General features: G+C 38.8%; 20 protein-coding genes. 11 read left to right on the top strand and 9 right to left on the bottom strand.

All coding sequences use genetic code 11. The features are described from left to right. Positions 1-97: 97 nt before the first annotated feature. The 3 genes from nusA to BFS30_RS10625 form a co-directional block, all read right to left on the bottom strand. Positions 98-1,333 carry a transcription termination factor NusA gene (gene nusA, locus BFS30_RS10635; protein ID WP_069379272.1) on the bottom strand — a complete coding sequence of 412 codons (1,236 nt, stop codon included), beginning with the start codon at positions 1,331-1,333 and terminating at the stop codon, positions 98-100. Between the two features lie 2 nt (positions 1,334-1,335). Continuing rightward, positions 1,336-1,800: a ribosome assembly cofactor RimP gene (gene rimP / locus BFS30_RS10630; RefSeq protein WP_069379271.1), complete on the bottom strand. Its 465-nt coding sequence runs from the start codon at positions 1,798-1,800 to the stop codon at positions 1,336-1,338. 177 nt (positions 1,801-1,977) lie between these two features. Continuing rightward, a complete protein-coding gene (locus tag BFS30_RS10625) occupies positions 1,978-2,310 on the bottom strand; it encodes a hypothetical protein (protein ID WP_069379270.1) in 333 nt (110 codons plus the stop codon). Positions 2,311-2,430: 120 nt separating this feature from the next. Between BFS30_RS10625 and BFS30_RS10620 the strand changes: the two genes are divergently transcribed. After that, entirely contained in the window at positions 2,431-2,778 is a 348-nt protein-coding gene (locus BFS30_RS10620) for a phage holin family protein (protein WP_069379269.1), read from the top strand. Positions 2,779-2,870: 92 nt separating this feature from the next. Here BFS30_RS10620 and BFS30_RS10615 read toward each other — a convergent pair whose 3' ends face one another. The 3 genes from BFS30_RS10615 to panC all read right to left on the bottom strand — a co-directional run bounded on the left by BFS30_RS10615 (position 2,871) and on the right by panC (position 5,343). Continuing rightward, positions 2,871-4,010: an acyl-CoA dehydrogenase gene (locus BFS30_RS10615; protein ID WP_069379268.1), complete on the bottom strand. Its 1,140-nt coding sequence runs from the start codon at positions 4,008-4,010 to the stop codon at positions 2,871-2,873. A gap of 97 nt (positions 4,011-4,107) precedes the next feature. After that, a complete protein-coding gene (gene panD, locus BFS30_RS10610; protein WP_069379267.1) occupies positions 4,108-4,458 on the bottom strand; it encodes an aspartate 1-decarboxylase in 351 nt (116 codons plus the stop codon). A gap of 45 nt (positions 4,459-4,503) precedes the next feature. Then, positions 4,504-5,343, bottom strand: a complete 840-nt coding sequence (gene panC / locus BFS30_RS10605) for a pantoate--beta-alanine ligase (RefSeq protein WP_069379266.1) — start codon at positions 5,341-5,343, stop codon at positions 4,504-4,506. Between the two features lie 154 nt (positions 5,344-5,497). Between panC and BFS30_RS10600 the strand changes: the two genes are divergently transcribed. The 3 genes from BFS30_RS10600 (at position 5,498) to glmS (ending at position 9,734) form a co-directional block, all read left to right on the top strand. Next, on the top strand, positions 5,498-6,322 hold the full coding sequence (locus BFS30_RS10600; protein ID WP_069382382.1) for a glycogen/starch synthase: 825 nt from the start codon (positions 5,498-5,500) through the stop codon (positions 6,320-6,322). Between the two features lie 23 nt (positions 6,323-6,345). Next, positions 6,346-7,821: a DUF4270 domain-containing protein gene (locus BFS30_RS10595; protein ID WP_069379265.1), complete on the top strand. Its 1,476-nt coding sequence runs from the start codon at positions 6,346-6,348 to the stop codon at positions 7,819-7,821. A 74-nt stretch (positions 7,822-7,895) separates the two neighbouring features. After that, entirely contained in the window at positions 7,896-9,734 is a 1,839-nt protein-coding gene (glmS, locus tag BFS30_RS10590; protein ID WP_069379264.1) for a glutamine--fructose-6-phosphate transaminase (isomerizing), read from the top strand. Positions 9,735-9,789: 55 nt separating this feature from the next. On the opposite strand, the gene BFS30_RS10585 is transcribed toward glmS, so the two are convergent. Genes BFS30_RS10585 through mutY form a run of 3 tightly spaced genes read right to left on the bottom strand, consistent with a single transcriptional unit; the run spans position 9,790 to position 11,777 of the window. Then, a complete protein-coding gene (locus tag BFS30_RS10585; RefSeq protein ID WP_069379263.1) occupies positions 9,790-10,281 on the bottom strand; it encodes a damage-inducible protein DinB in 492 nt (163 codons plus the stop codon). 3 nt (positions 10,282-10,284) lie between these two features. After that, complete coding sequence (locus BFS30_RS10580) at positions 10,285-10,713, bottom strand: single-stranded DNA-binding protein (protein ID WP_069379262.1); 429 nt, start codon at positions 10,711-10,713, stop codon at positions 10,285-10,287. 11 nt (positions 10,714-10,724) lie between these two features. Beyond that, positions 10,725-11,777, bottom strand: a complete 1,053-nt coding sequence (gene mutY / locus BFS30_RS10575) for an A/G-specific adenine glycosylase (RefSeq protein ID WP_069379261.1) — start codon at positions 11,775-11,777, stop codon at positions 10,725-10,727. A 173-nt stretch (positions 11,778-11,950) separates the two neighbouring features. Between mutY and BFS30_RS10570 the strand changes: the two genes are divergently transcribed. From BFS30_RS10570 to BFS30_RS10540, 7 genes are all read left to right on the top strand, one after another. Beyond that, positions 11,951-12,253 (top strand): HU family DNA-binding protein, encoded by a 303-nt coding sequence (locus tag BFS30_RS10570; protein ID WP_008240139.1) that lies wholly within the window; start codon positions 11,951-11,953, stop codon positions 12,251-12,253. Between the two features lie 6 nt (positions 12,254-12,259). Continuing rightward, positions 12,260-13,132, top strand: a complete 873-nt coding sequence (locus BFS30_RS10565) for a tetratricopeptide repeat protein (protein WP_069379260.1) — start codon at positions 12,260-12,262, stop codon at positions 13,130-13,132. 247 nt (positions 13,133-13,379) lie between these two features. Further along, positions 13,380-14,930 (top strand): Rne/Rng family ribonuclease, encoded by a 1,551-nt coding sequence (locus tag BFS30_RS10560; protein WP_069379259.1) that lies wholly within the window; start codon positions 13,380-13,382, stop codon positions 14,928-14,930. Between the two features lie 127 nt (positions 14,931-15,057). Next, positions 15,058-16,434: a DNA repair protein RadA gene (gene radA, locus BFS30_RS10555; protein ID WP_069379258.1), complete on the top strand. Its 1,377-nt coding sequence runs from the start codon at positions 15,058-15,060 to the stop codon at positions 16,432-16,434. Positions 16,435-16,850: 416 nt separating this feature from the next. Further along, a complete protein-coding gene (locus BFS30_RS10550; RefSeq protein WP_069379257.1) occupies positions 16,851-17,333 on the top strand; it encodes a DUF4920 domain-containing protein in 483 nt (160 codons plus the stop codon). 45 nt (positions 17,334-17,378) lie between these two features. After that, on the top strand, positions 17,379-17,936 hold the full coding sequence (locus BFS30_RS10545; RefSeq protein WP_069379256.1) for a LemA family protein: 558 nt from the start codon (positions 17,379-17,381) through the stop codon (positions 17,934-17,936). Then, entirely contained in the window at positions 17,936-18,892 is a 957-nt protein-coding gene (locus BFS30_RS10540) for a DUF3137 domain-containing protein (RefSeq protein ID WP_069379255.1), read from the top strand. Before BFS30_RS10545 ends, BFS30_RS10540 begins: the two co-directional genes overlap by 1 nt. The last annotated feature ends 21 nt before the right edge of the window (positions 18,893-18,913 follow it).

Below are 18,913 nucleotides of genomic sequence, written 5' to 3'. Positions count from 1 at the left end.
TAATTCTTATACAAAAGTAACGTTTATTCTTGTTTATTTCATGGGTATGTGATTTGTTTTTAATTGCCACATAGTTCGCACCTATTCAAGATAACGTTTATTCAAACTCTGATTTTAATATACTCATCACTTCTTTGATGGTTTCTTCTTCAAGATCGGTACGTTTTACCAGCTCATCAATTGAAAGTGCAAGTACACTTTTTGCGGTATCACAACCGATCGCTTTCAGCTCATCGATGATCCAGCTATCGATTTCATCTGAGAATTCTTCGATATCTACATCTTCGTCTTCTTCACCTGCTTCACGATACACATCAATTTCGTAACCAGTTAATTTACCAGCCAGTTTAATATTGTGTCCACCTCTACCGATTGCCAATGAAACCTGATCTGGTTTCAAATAAACCGAAGCGTGTTTTGTTTCATCATCTAACTTAATAGAAGTAATTTTTGCCGGGCTTAATGCTCTGGTAATGTATAATGAGATATTGTTGGTGAAATTGATCACATCAATATTTTCATTTTTAAGCTCTCTAACGATACCATGTATCCTCGAGCCTTTCATTCCCACACAAGCACCAACCGGATCAATTCTATCGTCATAAGACTCCACAGCAACTTTAGCTCTTTCTCCTGGTTCACGAACAATTTTCTTAATGGTAATTAAACCATCAAAGATCTCTGGAACCTCAATTTCGAACAACCGTTGTAAGAACTCAGGGGCGATCCTTGAAATGATAATCTTTGGAGTAGCATTAACCATGTCTACTTTTAAGATTACTGCACGAACAGTATCACCTTTTTTGAAATAATCGGCAGGGATCTGTTCAGTTTTAGGCATCATCAACTCGTTGCCTTCATCATCAAGAACCAATGTTTCTTTTTTCCAAACCTGGTAAACTTCTCCTGTTACAATTTCTCCAACCCTATCCTTATATTTTTTAAAGATCTCATCTTTTTCTAGTTCCAATACTTTGGAAACAAGCGTCTGGCGTGCAGCTAATATTGCCCTGCGGCCAAAGCTTTCTAAAGTGATCTGTTCAATGTAATCGTCGCCAACTTCCATATCAGGATCTAAAAGCTTTACTTCAGCAAGTTCGATCTCCAGGTCATCATCTTCAGAAAAACCATCTTCCATCACTTTTCTTGTACGCCAGATTTCTAAATCTCCGTTGTCCGGGTTAACGATTACGTCACAATTCTCATCAGTACCGTATTTTTTACGCAACATACTGCGGAATACCTCTTCCAGCACACTAATCACTGTAGGACGGTCGATGTTCTTGAACTCTTTGAATTCCTGAAATGAATCGATTAAATTAATATTGCTCATTTTTATTTAAATGAAATTAAAACCTTTGTTTCTGTTATATTACCAAAGTCGATACTGGTTTCTACCAGTTGCGCCTTTTTACCTTTTTCTTTCATCTTAGCCTCGATGGTTATACCCTGATCTTCGACAGAAAGCAGCTTACCTTCTTTAATTTCTCCACCGTTCAGTTTTACACTTAATTCTCTTCCAACATTTTTCACATATTGTCTTTGAAGTTTAAGTGGCTCGCCTACACCTGGTGAAGAAACCTCCAGATTATACGCTTTTTCAATTGTATTTTCTTCTTCCAGATAAAAGCCTACATGCCTGCTGATTGCCGCACAATCCTGAATACTAATCCCCTCATCGCCATCTACATGGATGATCAGCTTATTGTTTGGAAGCATTTTTACTTCTACCAAAAACAACTCCGGCCTATCCGAAATTTTCTCTTCAACTAACGCCGTAACTCTTTTTTCTACCTGCATAACCAATTTTCCAATAAAAGAAAAGAGGGGACCTCTGCCCCCTCTTGCCCTCTATTACAAGTGCAAAGATAGGAAATATTTTTTCAAAATAAAAATGAGAATCATCTTATGTACAATGTATGTACAACTTTTTCAACAAGATACAACTCAGAGCCAAGGCTACAGTAAAGCTCATCCTTACCTGGTTAACAATTTCTGCTGAGGCTTCATGCTATAGTTAATTTTACCCTTTAAAACCTCTTTCGCACTGCCAAAACGGATATTTAAATGCGTAATCACCAGATAATCCCGTCCTTTTACAAAGGGCTGGGCAGGAACAAATACAACATTACTATCAGTCAACAGCATCTTCCCTGCTACGGGTTCTTCCCTGATAGCAGAATCCCGCTCCGATGGCGTCTGAAGAACCGCAACCAATTCATTCAATACAGAATCCCCTTCCTTAATATCTTTAAGAGCCAATAATCCAGCCTGATCAATATGCTGAAGTATAATTTTTGTACTATCCATAGAAAAATCTATAGAAAGTGGCTTGTTATTTGCGTTAGAACAAGCAGCAAACAAACTAATGGAGCATATAAATCCAATCAACTTAACAAAACACCTTAACATATCACTAAATTAAACATTATGAGACTCATTGTAGAAATTTTATTATTAGGACTGGCGGTATTTCTGGGCGCCAAACTTATTCCAGGTGTCCATGTGGATAGTTACTGGGCTGCTATTATCGCCGCAGTTCTGATTTCATTGGCAAATGCGACCATAGGAACCATTTTGCGTATTTTTACATTTCCCATTAACTTTCTCACACTCGGACTGGTCTCTTTCATCATTACCGTATTAATGATTTTATTGGTAGACAATATGATGAGCAGTTTTAATACGAGTGGATTCTGGGCGGCCGCATTTCTTGCAATTGTCGTAGCCTTAATCAAAGCTGTATTTGGTTCTATTGCAGGAACAGAAAAGGACTAGAAATACCCAGGTTGAATCTAGTCTTCTTCAAGAAGACAAAAAAGCGTGCATTCCCAATACAGGGATGCACGCTTTCCTATCAAATCAAAATTTTATTTTAAAATCTCTCTGGAGATCACCATTTTTTGAATTTCCGTAGTCCCCTCGTAGATCTGGGTTATTTTAGCATCACGCATCATCCGCTCCACATGGTATTCTTTAACAAAGCCATACCCTCCATGAATCTGCACAGCCTCTACAGTTACATCCATTGCAACTTTCGAAGCATACGATTTAGCCATAGAACCCGCTAAGGTATAAGGAAGTCCCTGATCTTTCAACCATGCAGCTTTATACACCAATAAACGTGCGGCTTCAATAGAAGTCGCCATATCTGCCAGCTTAAAGGCAATAGCCTGATGATCAGAGATTGCTTTTCCAAAAGATTTACGCTGTTTAGAATACTCCAGAGCCAACTCATAAGCTCCTGTTGCAATTCCCAGAGCCTGTGCGGCAATTCCTATACGTCCACCCTCAAGGGTCTTCATCGCAAATTTAAAACCGAATCCATCTTCCCCTATCCTATTTTCTTTAGGAACCTTCACATCGTTAAACATCAATGAGTGAGTATCAGAACCACGGATACCCATTTTGTTTTCTTTCGGACCTATAGTAAAACCTTCCATTCCTTTTTCCACAATAAAGGCATTAATCCCTCTGTGTTTTAAAGATCTGTCAGTCTGTGCAATCACAAGATAAGTCGAAGCAGTATTTCCGTTGGTAATCCAGTTTTTTGTCCCGTTTAACAAATAATAATCGCCTTTATCTTCAGCTGTAGTCTGCTGTGAAGTTGCATCAGATCCAGCTTCTGGCTCTGATAAGCAGAAAGCACCTATCTTTTCACCGGAAGCCAGTGGTTTCAGGTATTTTTCTTTTTGGAATTCTGATCCATATGACTCCAGGCCATAACATACCAATGAATTATTGACAGAGACAACAACAGATGCTGAAGCATCCACTTTAGACAGCTCCTCCATAACCAGAACATAAGATAACGCATCTAACCCGCTACCATTATATTTTTCTGAAACCATCATTCCCAGAAAGCCAAGTTCTCCAAGTTTTTTCACTTGTTCAACAGGAAATTTCTGGTGCTCATCTCTCTCGATAACTCCGGGCTTCAGTTCATTCTGTGCGAAATCTCTTGCAGCCTGCTGGATCATCAATTGTTCTTCACTTAATTGAAATAGCATAATTATATAGATAAAAAAATACGTACCGCCAAATTTAGTATTTCTACCTCATTATTACTATGGCTGCATAGCATTATTTTATTACATGCTGTTCCTGCTATTTTAAAAGACGATTGTTATCATCAGGAAAAACAAGAATGGGGTGATATCTCTTTGCCTCTTCAATTGGTAATGAACCGTAAGACATGATGATTAGGATGTCGCCAACCTGAACTCTTCTGGCGGTAGCTCCATTTAAACAAACAGTCCCGGTTCCGCGTTCTCCTTTGATTACATAAGTTTCAAAGCGCTCTCCGTTATTGTTGTTTACAATCTGGACCTTTTCATTGGCAATAATCTGGGCAGCATCCATCAGATCCTCATCAATGGTAATGCTTCCAACATAATTTAATTCGGCCTGTGTTACTTTAACACGGTGTATTTTCGATTTTAATATCTCGATAATCATAATACAAAGTTAAAACTTTTGTGGTTACTATAATCCAATGGTTTGTCAGTTGAGCAGCATATTATCGATCAGCCTTGTCTGACCAACCTTAGCTGCGACCAAAGCCACAAGATCGGATTGATTTTTATTGTTTTCCGGAAGCAGTGTTTTTCCGTTTGCGATGGTAAAGTAATCAAGTTCTACACCATCAACCTCCGAAATCATCTCCTTCGCCCCCTGAAGAAGTTCTGAGATAGTTTTTTCTTCAAAATGATCTTTCACATAACTCAATGCCCTGCTCAGCACCAATGCATTCTTCCGATCTGCTGCATTTAAATGGATATTTCTCGAGCTCATTGCCAGACCATCGTCTTCTCTGATAATCGGACAAGAAATAATCTGCACAGGAAGCTTAAAATAAGCCACCATATTTTCAATCATCAATACCTGCTGGAAATCCTTCTGACCAAAGAAAGCCAGGTCGGGGTTCACTGCATCAAATAATTTTTTTACGATCTGGGTAACTCCTTGGTAATGTCCTTTTCTAAATTCGCCTTCTAACAGAAATTCTGCTGGTCCAAGGTCTATATGCCAATTTTCCGGCCCCGGATACATCTCTTTTACCGAAGGCATAAACACAACATCACACCCTGCTTCACGAAGCATCTGCATATCATGTTCCAAAGGACGGGGGTATTTTTCTAAGTCTTTAGGATCGGTAAATTGTGTCGGATTTACAAAAATACTGCAAACCACCACATCCGCATATTGCTGGGCAATATTGATGAGTGATACGTGTCCTTTGTGCAAAGCACCCATTGTAGGCACTAAAGCAATTTTCTGTTGACCCAATTTTATTGGTTCAAGCAACGACTTTAACGCTGCGATGGTGTTTATAACTTTCAAACTAGCCTATAAAATTTCAAAGGGCAAAGTTGGTTATTTATCTATTCCAAACAAAACATCTTGTGTATATAATTGATAAATGTTATTATTTTGCTTACCTTTGCCCCTTGATAATCTTTTCTTTAACATAAATTTTTATTTACAGAATATGGAGATGGCAAAAACGAAGCTACTGATTGTTACACACGAGATGTCGCCTTTCCTTGAACTCACAAAAATTTCAGAAATTACCCGTCAACTACCTCAGGCAATGCAGGACAAAGGATTTGAAATCCGCATTTTGATGCCTAGATTCGGGAATATTAATGAAAGAAGGAACAGATTGCACGAAGTAATACGTCTTTCAGGAATGAACATTATCATCGATGATAATGACAACCCTTTAATTATTAAAGTTGCTTCCATCCCGGCTGCCCGTATGCAGGTATACTTCCTGGATAACGAAGATTATTTCCAACGCAAATATGTATTTAGAGACAAGGAAGACAAATTCTATGCAGATAATGACGAAAGAACGATCTTCTTTTGCAAAGGAGCATTGGAAACTGTAAAAAAATTAGGATGGGCCCCGGACATTGTACATTGTCATGGATGGATGACCTCATTAGTCCCGGCTTATATCAAGACGTCTTATAAGAACGATCCTACTTTCAAAAACGCCAAAGTGGTTTATTCTATCTATGAAAACTGCTTCACAGAAAAGCTTCATGCAGACCTTCATAAAAAGGCAGTAATGAATGCCATGACACTTGAAGACACAAAAGTGTTTGAGAATGCAGACTGCAACACTTTACACATTGGAGCTATAACGTACTCTGATGCAGTGGTATTAGCAAACGAAAACATCGATAGTAATGTGTTAAAATTTGTTAAAGATTCTAATAAGCCAACTTTAGCTTATAATTTAACCGACGATTTCGAAAACTTCTACGCTTTATATGAAGAGATTTCGGATGAAGAATTGGTGTCAATAGCATAAACTCAGGTATTATTAATTTAAATATGAAATTTTCAAAACAAGACTTATTAACCATGTTGATAGGTCTTTTTCTTTTTTCTTCTTGTAAAGATCCCAATACCATAGGTTTGGGGCAGGAAGATTCTGCCATTACCGGAGAGCTGTATGACAATACAACGATCACTTCCCAAACCCAGGCAGATGATGCGGTAAGTGCATCACAACTTACTACCGGATATCCTATAGGCTTTATGACGGATCCGGTTTTTGGTGAAACCACTGCAGGTACAGCAATGACGGTTAACATTCCAAGCGAGAAGTACAGATTCGGTAAAAATGCGATCCTGGATTCGGCGGTATTAATTTTACCGTATTCTTCGCAGGCGACTGTAACTGGTAGCAAAACGACTTACTTTTATGGTGATTCTACGCAAACGTACACATTCACTGTGGGTCAGATGACTAAAGATTTAACTCGGGAACAATCTTTCCTTAGCTCTACGGAATGGGGCAAAGACGCGACTGAGGTACTGGGAACTTTAGTGACCAACGATCCTAATCAGCCGCAAGGTCGGATCTTCATAAAACCTTCCACTCCTTTCAAAATTACGGAAATTGTCACCGGTAAACCAGACAGCCTGAGGATGACCGCCCCGCAATTGAGAATCCGCTTAAATACAGCAAAGATTCAGGATAAAATCGTTAAAATGGACACCCTTTCTTTAGATAGAAACAACTTGTTTATTGATAAATTCAGAGGGCTATATGTAGGCGCAAAAGCCACGGGAAAGGGTGGAATTATTTTTTTTAACTCGGTTGACAGTGCCAGATTACAACTCTATTATAAAAAAGACGGCAAAACACAGGGAACAAGAGATACTGTTTCTATAAATTTTCCAATCAAACCAGGTTTAGCCCCGGTTGTATCATATGTGAAACATGATTACGCCAATACCCCTATTAAGACACAATTAGAAGATCATACAGGTAAGCAATATGAAGAGACTTATCTGCAGGCGCTATCAGGACTGAGAAATAAGATCAGTTTTAATTTCGATGATTTCAAGACGAAAATGGGAGGAGCTAAAGTAGCAGTCAATAAAGCTGAACTTGTGATTGATGTGTCTCCTACTGCAGATGCTCACTTTAAACCTGCACCAAGATTAAGATTATATCGTTATGATGTGGCAGAAAAACGTCAGAATATTTCAGACAATAACCCTCCATCAGAAAGTAATCCTTCGGGTGACCCTAGAGCTACTACCGAACTTCTGTTCGGCGGCTTTTTTGATTCAGTGAACAGCAGGTATATCTTTACGGTTACCAGTTATGTTCAGGACCTCATCAATGGCAAAATTAAAGATTACGGAACTTTTATCGCACCAACTCCGATAACTGCATTTACTTTGACCCCGTATGCAAGTTCTGCTGAACGGTCAATACTGCTAAGCCCTAAAAAAGATGCAGCAGCAGGTACGAAAAGGATGAAATTAAATATCTTTTATACCAAACTAAAATAAATTAACAATAGACATATTCATATCCCTCGAGATTCATTAATTTCGAGGGATTTATTTTTTAAAACATAATTTTTATGTGTGGAATAGTTGGTTACATTGGCCATAGAGAAGCTTGGCCTATTGTCCTTAAAGGACTAAAAAGATTAGAATACCGCGGGTATGATAGTGCAGGAATTGCTTTAATTAACGATACAGGTCTTAATATTTATAAAAAAGCAGGTAAGGTCCTGGAATTAGAAAACTTCTCTGAAGGTAAGAACCTTTCAGGTACAATAGGTATCGGGCACACTCGCTGGGCCACTCACGGTGCCCCTTCCGATAGGAATTCTCACCCTCACACTTCAAATAACGGGAAGTTAACAATCATTCATAACGGAATTATAGAAAACTATGCAACCTTAAAGGAAGAACTAATCAACAGGGGGCATGAGTTCAAAAGTGATACAGACACAGAAGTTCTTGTTCATCTTATCGAGGAAATCTATAAAAATGAGGACACAGATCTTCTGGAAGCTGTAAGAATTGCCCTAAACGAAGTGACCGGTGCTTATGCAATTGTCCTGATGGATGAGGATCATCCCGATCAGCTCATTGCGGCAAGAAAAGGAAGTCCTTTAGTAATTGGTGTTGGCTCCGGCGAATATTTTATCGCTTCCGATGCAACTCCAATTGTAGAGTATACAAAAAATGTAATTTATCTGAATGATAATGAAATTGCATTCCTGAAACGTGATGAACTACTTATTAAGCGTCTCGATAATGTGGTGCAAACACCTTACATCCAAGCTCTGGAATTAAAGCTGGAAATGCTGGAAAAAGGAGGATATGAACACTTCATGCTAAAAGAAATTTTCGAGCAATCACGATCGATCAGAGACTGTATGCGGGGCAGGATTTATCCAAATGAAGGGATTGTTCAACTTGGGGGAATCAAAGAATACGCCGAGAAGTTAAAAAACGTAGACAGGATTATCATCGTTGCCTGTGGTACTTCATGGCATGCAGGCCTTGTTGCTGAATATCTGATTGAAGAATACGCACGGATCCCTGTTGAAGTGGAATATGCATCCGAATTCAGGTACAGAAACCCAATCATTACTGAAAAAGATGTAGTGATTGCAATATCTCAATCCGGAGAAACTGCAGATACCATGGCTGCTATTGAAATGGCAAAAGAAAGAGGTGCTACAATTTTCGGTGTGTGTAATGTGGTAGGCTCATCGATTCCGAGACTAACTCATGCAGGGGTATATACCCACGTTGGACCGGAGATCGGAGTCGCTTCAACAAAAGCATTCACCGGCCAGGTAACGGTACTTACTCTAATGGCGTTTTATATGGCACAGCAGAAAGGAACAGTTAGTCATTCCAAACTGGTGGAGCTTCTTACGGAATTAGATTGCATTCCTGAAAAAATTCAAAGGGCACTGGAATCCAATGAGATGATCGAAAAAATTGCAGCAAAATTCAAAGATTCCAGAAATTGCCTATTCCTTGGTAGAGGTAGTGGTTTTCCGGTTGCTCTGGAAGGCGCTTTAAAGCTCAAGGAGATCTCTTACATCCATGCAGAAGGATATCCTGCTGCAGAGATGAAACACGGCCCTATCGCCTTAATTGACGAAGAGATGCCAGTTGTGGTTATTGCAACCAAGAACTCTTCTTACGAGAAAGTAATCAGCAATATCCAGGAAGTGAAAGCTAGAAAGGGAATTGTACTTGCGATCGTCACTGAAGGAGATACAGAGGTGAGAAAGATGGCAGATTATTGTATTGAGATCCCTGATTCAAGCGAAGCATTTTTACCCTTGCTAGCGACTATCCCTTTACAATTATTGTCTTATCATATTGCCTTAATGCGGGGTTGTAATGTGGATCAGCCAAGAAATTTGGCAAAATCAGTTACGGTAGAGTAAAACAAATAAAAATGGCCTTCAATATTGAAGGCCATTTTCTATTCAGACAGGGCAATTATCTCCTATCATTCAATAAAATCTTAAATTTTTCTATTTGCCTTGTATGCCTCAAAATGTGTACAATCGCATGCTCGGTCAACTGCTCAATGTCATAAAGCTGTTTCCATCTGGTCATGATTTTGAGAGAAGAATCAAATTCCTCCAGATTACTATCCTCAATTTCGTTAAAAACGGTAAGGTTAAATAAAAAAGAATCCTTAAGATCCTGAATATAATCAGCAACTTTTATTCTGAGCTTTTTCTCGGGCCTGATATATTCAGTTCCTTTTAGCGACCGAATATAGATGGCATAACTGTAAGAACTACCTACTACATGTGCAAGAATAGACTGAATGGATCTCGAATCTTCATCAGAATCATCCGGGAGGACTACCGCAATCAGATCTTCATCAGAGACGTCTTTAATACTCTCCTGCAATTGCAATAGCGCATCTTCATAGATATCGAGCAATGCTCCTTTTGCTCCTTTCCTGGTCAACCCAGCCATCTCCTAAAAAGGCAAATCTCCTGAAACCTCATTCGGGTCAAGATATTCTGTTTCACTTTTCGGAGTTGTATTCTCATTACTTACCGGGGTATGCTCAAAATCACTCTTTCTCCCCAGAATGGTAAAATTTTCTGCGACTACTTCCGTCACATATTTTTTTACTTTCTCTCTGTCTTCAAAAGACCGTGTCCGCAGTTTTCCTTCAATGTATACCAGCTTTCCTTTTTGCAAATATTTGGACGCTACTTCTGCAAGTCCTCTCCACAAAACAATATTATGCCATTCCGTCTGTTCTATCCGCTTACCATCTTTGTTATAGGTCTCTGATGTTGCCAATGGAAAACTAGCTACTGTGACCCCTCCTTCTAAATGTCTGACTTCAGGATCTTTGCCTAAATGTCCAACTAAAATGACTTTGTTAATACCTGACATGAAATATAATTTTACTGTTTAATTGAATTGGAGATCATAAAATTTGTAATCACTTTTGGTTGAGGCAACTCCTCAAATTCTGCAAAAGAAACCCATTTTATTTCTGCATTCATATTAAAGTTAACGATATAATTGTCTAAAGCAAAAAATTGAACATATATAGTTTGGTGTGTCAGCAAATGTTTTTGTTGTACTAAAGGAGCTATAATACAGGCTTCTCCAAAGTTCTTTTTTAGTTCTGTCAGGAATTGTTCCTGGTCATCGAGATAATTTTTTTCGGTCTCAATCAACGGAAAATCATAAAGTTCCTGCCATACATCTCCAGCCGTTCTTTTGTTGACCAGAATTCTGTCACCTTCAAAACAGACCAGATAATTGAAATACCTGGTTCTTTTTTTCAGTTTCTTTAACTTAAAAGGCAATAAGCTAACCTGATCATTTTTCTTCGCATAACAGCCGGATTGAATAGGGCAATTACTACAATCAGGAGATTTTGGCTTGCATTGTAAAGCTCCAAACTCCATAATCGCCTGGTTATACAACGATGGCTGTTGCCCTTCAATCATTGCTTGTGCAAGCTCACTAAATTGCTTCTTTCCTTCCGTACTGTTAATTGCAGCTTCTATGCCGAAATATCTGGACAACACCCGGAATACGTTCCCATCGAGCACAGCTCTGGATTCATTAGAAGAAAAGGAAGAGATGGCAGCTGCCGTATATGCTCCGACACCTTTCAGCTGAACCAGTTCGTCGTATTTAACAGGAAAAACCCCTGAATAGGAATCCCGGATCTGCCTTGCCGTAAACAGCATGTTCCGTCCACGTGAATAATATCCCAACCCCTGCCATAATTTGAGAATTTGGGTTTCGGTAGCATTCGCAAAATCGTTTACTGTCGGATAGTTCTGCAAAAAGTTATTGAAATAAGGAAGTCCCTGTTCAACTCTGGTCTGTTGAAGAATGATTTCTGAAAGCCAAATCACATAAGCGTCAGTCGTATCCCTCCAGGGAAGCGCTCTTTTATTGATTAAATACCATTTTACGATTTCTGTCTGAAAACTCATAGTCCACAAAAATACGTGGTAAATATTTGTTTTTACTAAAACTTGCAATTCGGTGATACAACAGAAGACAAATAAATCATCTTTTATTTTCCTATCTCATTAAAAAGCAATACTTTTGCAACCCCAAAACACTTATAAAGTATATAACACACTATAAATTAATAACAGAGAATATGACTAAGGCAGATATTATTTCAGAAATATCAACGAAAACAGGAATTGAAAAGGTAGATGTACAAGAAACCGTTGAGGCATTTTTCAAGGTCATCAAAAACAGCATGATTGGTGGCGAAAATGTATATGTTAGGGGTTTTGGTAGTTTTGTTGTTAAAAAGAGAGCACAAAAAACTGCGAGAAATATTTCTAAAAACACTGCAATTATTATCCCGGAACACTTCGTTCCTAGCTTTAAACCAGCAAAAGTATTTGTTGACAAAGTAAAAAATAATTCAAAAAAAGTTAGCGTAGAAGCTTAATTCATCATGATAAACAGTATCCGATCTAAACAGGCAATTTTAATAGGAGCAGTAGTTCTGCTCGTTGCATTTCTGTTTACGAGGGATATTAAGGGTTTAGTAAAGCCAAAAGAACAGACCAGCGGTGCTCCTGCTGGTGGTCAGATGGCAGCACAGGCTCCGGCAACAGCTGAAATCAATCTTCAGGAAGTTTCAACTGCCGCTAAAAACATGATTAAGGCTCCATTGGCTGCTGAAATCACCACACTTGAAACTGCTTACCAAAGCGCTTCGGAAGACGACAAAGCTAAAGAGGCGAAATTACTGGCAAAAAAGTGGGATGATTTAGAACAATCGGTTCCCAGTGCATTATATCTGGAAATCGTCGCTAATAAAGAGCAAACGTTAAACAATTGGTTAGCTGCTGGAGATACATTCATGAAGGCATTTGACAATACCCGTGATAGTCTTTTACAACCTGCGCTTCTGCAAAAAGCAAACGCCTCTTACAGCAGTGCAATTAAAATAGACTCGAACAGCAATGAGGCTAAGACAGGCTTAGGAATTACCATCGTTAACGGTATGGGCGCTCCGATGTCAGGAATAGCCATGTTAATGGACGTTGTAAAGAAAGATCCAAAAAACTTAAAAGCAAATATGAGCTTAGGTACTTTCGCTATGAAGTCGGGTCAGTTTGACAAAGCAATTATCAGGTTTAAAAGCATCATTGCCATGAAGCCATCCCCTGATGCGTATTTCTATCTGGGAACATCTTATGAAAACCTGGGAAAGAATGCTGAAGCTATCGATGCTTACGAAAAGAGTAAAAAATTAGCAGCAAATGCGACATTATCAAAATTTATTGATGATAGAGTGATTGCGTTAAAGAATAAAAATTAATAAACAGATTTAATAAAAATATTTAAAACCTAAGATTATGCCAAGCGGTAAAAAAAGAAAGAGACATAAAATGGCTACTCACAAACGTAAAAAACGTTTAAGAAAAAACAGACATAAGAAAAAATAGTTTTCTTCATGTTTTGCTAAACAACTAAGGCTAGGATTTAATCGTAGCCTTAATTGTTGGTAGCAATGTTTTTTATTGTCCATGTGTTAATAAGGCTTTAAGCCTTAAAATCTGTAGCTTTTGGTAAAGGAACTAATTATAGATTCATCTCCCTCGGGAGTAACCATAGCTTTAGTTGAAGACAAACAACTTGTAGAACTTCATAAGGAACACATCAATAACAATTACGCCGTAGGCGATATTTATTTAGGCCGTATAAAGAAAATTATGCCGGGCCTAAATGCTGCGTTCGTTGATGTAGGTTACGAAAAGGATGCTTTTTTGCATTATTTCGACCTTGGTCCACAAGTACAATCTTTGATAAAGCTTACTAAAATCAAGCGTAACGGCTCTGTTAGCGGAACTTTATTAGATAATTTCAAGCTAGAAGGAGATATTAACAAAGCCGGAAAGATCTCTGAAGTGGTGAGCAAGAATCTAGTGCTGCCAGTTCAAATCGCCAAAGAACCAATTTCAACAAAGGGGCCACGTTTAAGCTCTGACCTATCTATAGCAGGACGCTATATTGTATTGGTTCCCTTCTCTAATGTCATTTCGATTTCCAAAAAGATTAAAAGCAATACTGAACGTAATCGTTTAAAAAAGATTATCGAAAGTATCAAGCCTAAGAATTTTGGAGTGATCATTAGAACGGTTTCTGAAGGCAAAGGTGTAGCTGAACTTCAAAAAGACCTTTTGGACTCTGTAGCCAAATGGGAAAACTTTATTAAAAAGTTACCCGATGCAGAGCCTTCCAAGCGTGTTTGGGGAGAGATGGACCGCACTTCTACGCTGATCCGTGATATTTTAAGTACTGACTTCACTAATGTTTATGTGAACGACGGTAACCTTTTTGAAGACATTCGTTCTTATGTGCATGAAATCTCTCCGGAGATGGAAAAGATCGTCAAGATCTACAAACATAAAGAGCCTATCTTTGAGCATTTCGGTATTGAAAAGCAAATTAAAAATGCTTTTGGAAAAACTGTAAACCTCGCTGGAGGTGCTTACCTGGTGGTAGAACACACTGAAGCGTTGCATGTTGTTGACGTGAATAGCGGAAACAGAACAGCCAGCAAAGAAAATCAGGAAGAAAATGCGCTTCAGGTGAATAAAGAAGCCGCAAAAGAAATCGCAAGACAACTGCGTCTACGTGATATGGGAGGAATTGTGGTCATCGATTTTATCGATATGCACAAACCAGTTAACCGTAAAATGTTATTCGACTACCTAAAGGAACTAATGCTCTTGGACCGTGCCAAGCATACCATTCTTCCTCCAAGTAAGTTTGGCCTTGTTCAAATCACCCGTCAGCGTGTAAGACCGGAGATGAACATTGTCACCAGTGAAAAATGCCCAACCTGTGATGGTACGGGTGAAATTAAGGCCAGTATTGTTTTGATGGATGATATCGAAAACAATCTGAACTATATTTTGCAGGAGCAAAACGAAAAAAATATTACACTTTGTGTACACCCTTATATTGAGGCTTACATCAAAAAAGGGTTCATATCTTTACAATGGAAGTGGTTCTTTAAATTCGGTCAAAGAATCAAAATCAGAGCTGTTCCATCGTATAATCTAACGGAATTCCATTTTATTTCTTCTAAAGACGAAGAGATTAAATTATAATCACGGTTGAATGTCTTTTAACAGGCCTGCTCTTTTCAGATCAGGCCTGTTTTGCTTTAGGGCTGTTTTTAATCCTCATTTTTATAGAATTAAACCTAAATTCGTAATTCACTAAAACCTCTATCAATTGGCTAAAACGAAATCAGCATATTTTTGTCAGAGTTGCGGTTATGAATCAGCGAAATGGCTCGGTAAATGCCCTTCATGTAACTCCTGGAATACCTTTGTAGAAGAAGTAATAGAAAAAGCAGGATCAAAGGTTCCGGCCTGGAAAACCACTACCGGAACAAGCCGTGTAAACAAGCCAAATAAAGTGAATAACATTCCTTCCATTACAGAAGAAAGAGTACTTACCGGCGATTTGGAACTTGACAGAGTATTGGGTGGCGGTTTGGTTGCCGGATCGGTAATCCTTATCGGCGGCGAACCCGGGATCGGGAAATCAACCTTAATGCTTCAGCTCGCTTTGAACATATCAGGAAAAAAAATCCTGTATATCTCCGGAGAAGAGAGCGAGCAACAGATTAAAATGAGGGCCGAGCGCATCACCTCATCACCTACAGCAGATTGCTATATTCTCACCGAAACTTCCACACAAAACATATTCAAACAGATTGAAGAGCTGGAACCCGATTTACTGATTGTAGATTCTATACAAACTTTACATTCGGCGCACATTGATTCCACTCCTGGCAGCGTATCTCAGGTTAGGGAATGCACTGCAGAACTCCTTAGGTTTGCCAAAGAAACAGATACTCCCGTATTTTTAATCGGCCATATCACAAAAGACGGAACCATTGCTGGACCAAAAATTCTGGAGCATATGGTTGATACCGTTTTACAATTCGAAGGAGACCGTCATCATGTTTACCGGATTCTCCGTTCTATAAAAAACAGATTTGGAGCAGCTGCCGAACTCGGCATTTATGCCATGCACAGCAGCGGACTGAGACAGGTTTCCAACCCTTCAGAAATCCTGCTTTCACAGCGGGATGAGGAGCTAAGTGGAATTGCCATTTCAGCCACATTAGAGGGCGCCAGACCTATGCTAATAGAAACGCAAGCCCTGGTCAGCACTGCCGCATACGGAACTCCACAACGCTCAGCTAATGGCTTTGATACAAAAAGGATGAATATGCTCCTGGCCGTACTCGAAAAAAGATGTGGATTCAGATTAAGTACAAGGGATGTTTTTTTAAACATTGCTGGTGGGATCAAGGTAGAAGACCCGGCTATAGATCTTGCAATTCTAGTCGCCATCATCTCCTCCCATGAAGATATATTTATCTCTTCCAAAATATGCTTTGCTGCAGAAGTGGGGTTATCAGGAGAGATCAGAGCCGTGAACAGAATTGAGCAACGAATCTCCGAAGCTGAAAAACTTGGCTTTGAACGGATTTTCATTTCCAACTATAATATGAAGGGCCTCATTACCGATCGTTATAAGATTGAACTTAGTCCGGTTAGCAAAATAGAAGATGTTTTCTCTTTGCTATTTGGATAATTCACCCATGCCAAAAATGGGAAATATGTGGAAACAAATGATCTGTTTCCACATATTGAGGATTATTTTCCCCACTTAATTTTTTCATGTAAAATTAACAATTTTTAAATACACCTGAATATTAGACAGTTACAATTCGATGAGTGCGTTTTTTAAAATTGGCCTATTAGTTGCCATATAATTAGCGTTAATCATTTATGAATTAACAAACAATAGGGATGATTATCCTCGTTATCGTTAGGTAACGAGGATTTTTTATTTATTATCTTTTTCCTTTCCTGAATATATTTTAAATATTTTATACATTTATAAAGACAAGAAACCCATAGGGTTACCCTGTTCTAAAACCGAAACCAGGGCATTTGTTCTGATTAGTTAAACAGAGAGTCAATTATCAATGTTAAATCACTGTGAAAATGAAAACTATCATGATAAAAATAACATTACTAAGCATAACCTTCTGCGCTTTATCAATTTGTGCTGTCGCACAGGAAACCCCTGCTCCGAGCGGTAAATCATTTGGACAGGGTGTCGCAGCCGGAAACCTTCTTCCTATAGAGAAAATGGAATCTGCAATGGGTGATAAGAAAACAGCTGAAATGAAAGTTACCGGAGAAGTTGTGGAAGTCTGTAAAAAGAAGGGATGCTGGATGACATTAAAAACACCCTCAGGAGAATCAATTCGTATCACCTTTAAAGATTATGCATTTTTCATGCCTATGGACGTTGTAGGAAAAAAAGTTGCTCTTGACGGCATTGCTAAAAAACAAACGATCTCAGTAGAAACTTTACGTCACTATGCAGAAGACGCACACAAATCCGCAGAAGAAGTCGCAAAAATTACTGAGCCAAAAAAAGAACTGGCATTTGAGGCAAAAGGAGTAGTTATCCTGAACTAAACCATTAAAATTATACATCTAGGAATAATCTTAAACACAAACAACATGATTATAGGCGCTATCATTCTTGTCGTTCTTATTCTTTTGGGAATCTCTATCTATAACTCGCTGATCGCTAAAAAAAATCAGGTTAATAATGCTTTTTCGGCAATAGACGTGATGTTAAAAAAGCGATTCGATTTGTTGCCAAACCTGATCGAAACGGTAAAACAATACATGCAATATGAAGAAGGTGTACTCACAAAGATAGTTGAACTGAGAAGTCGCAGCACAAGCCCGAACATCAGTAATGAGGAAAAGCTCGAGATAGACAAACAACTCAGCTCAGCAGTCAAAGGCCTGATGATAAATATTGAAAACTATCCGGATTTAAAAGCGAATCAGAATTTTTTAAATCTTCAAAGTACCTGGACAGAAAGTGAAGAACAAATCGCTGCGTCAAGACGGGCTTATAATTCCTCGGTTACCGATTATAATAATGCCATCATGATGTTTCCAGGAAGCATTTTTGCCGGAATGATGAACTACCAGCAAATTACAGTCCTGGCAAACACCGAAGAAGAAAGAAAAAACATCAGCGCCAAAGAGCTTTTCAATAATTAATGACCTCTTCCATTACAGATGATGCTTCCAGACGGCAGATTTTAACAGAACTGGAAGCTTTACGTAAGGAAATTTACGGCCTGAAAATTAAAAATTACACCATCCTTGGCATCGGTGTCCTGATTTTCATTCTTGGCATCGTATTCGACGTTCTCATTCCCGTTATACTATCAGGTATTGCTATCGTCATCTATGGCTTCGTGATGATCAGTAAAGCCGGCCCCAGAGAAATACAATACAGGCATTCTTATAAATATGCTCTGGTTACACATGCTTTAAAAACTATAGATGAAAGTCTTCAGATTGATTCCACACAAGCTTTATCTGAGCAGACATTCATCTCGTCCCGCTTGTTTAGTAAGACACCAGACCGGTACCATAGCGAGGACCAGGTTTATGGTGTCGCAGGAAAAACAAAATTCAGTTTTTCAGAGGTGCATGCAGAATACAAAACAGTTACTCAGACAAAGAATGGTCAGCGTGTTGATTGGCATGACATATTGAAAGGCATTGTTTTCTCTGCTGACTTCAATAAAAATTTTAACGGGACCACTATGGTCAGACCTAAGGATTTTAGCGCTGTTTTTGGCGCCTGGATTTCAACTGCCCTTCCTATATTTTCCTCCGGAGAAGTAGTCAAACTGGAAAATCCAGATTTCGATAAGAATTTTGTTACTTATTCTGACGACCAGGTAGAAGCCCGTTATATTTTAACTTCTTCCATGATGGAAAGAATTTGTGAACTCAATAATCGCTCTAAAGAAACCATTAGTCTGTCCTTTACCGGCAATCTGGTATTCATCGCCTTCCCATTAAGCGGAAACTACTTTGAACCGCCTTTCTCTAAGAGTCTGATGGATGAAGCCCTGCTTCAAAAAGATATTGAACTAGTTCAGTTCATGTACGCCATTATCACAGAACTTGATTTAAACACCCGGATCTGGGGCAAAAACTAAGAAACTCACAGGCACCGCATT

Origin of the sequence: Pedobacter steynii (assembly GCF_001721645.1) — a bacterium.
Lineage (GTDB): Bacteria > Bacteroidota > Bacteroidia > Sphingobacteriales > Sphingobacteriaceae > Pedobacter > Pedobacter steynii_A.
Note: the sequence above shows the minus strand (reverse complement) of the source record. Positions and strands in the feature narration are given on the sequence as shown.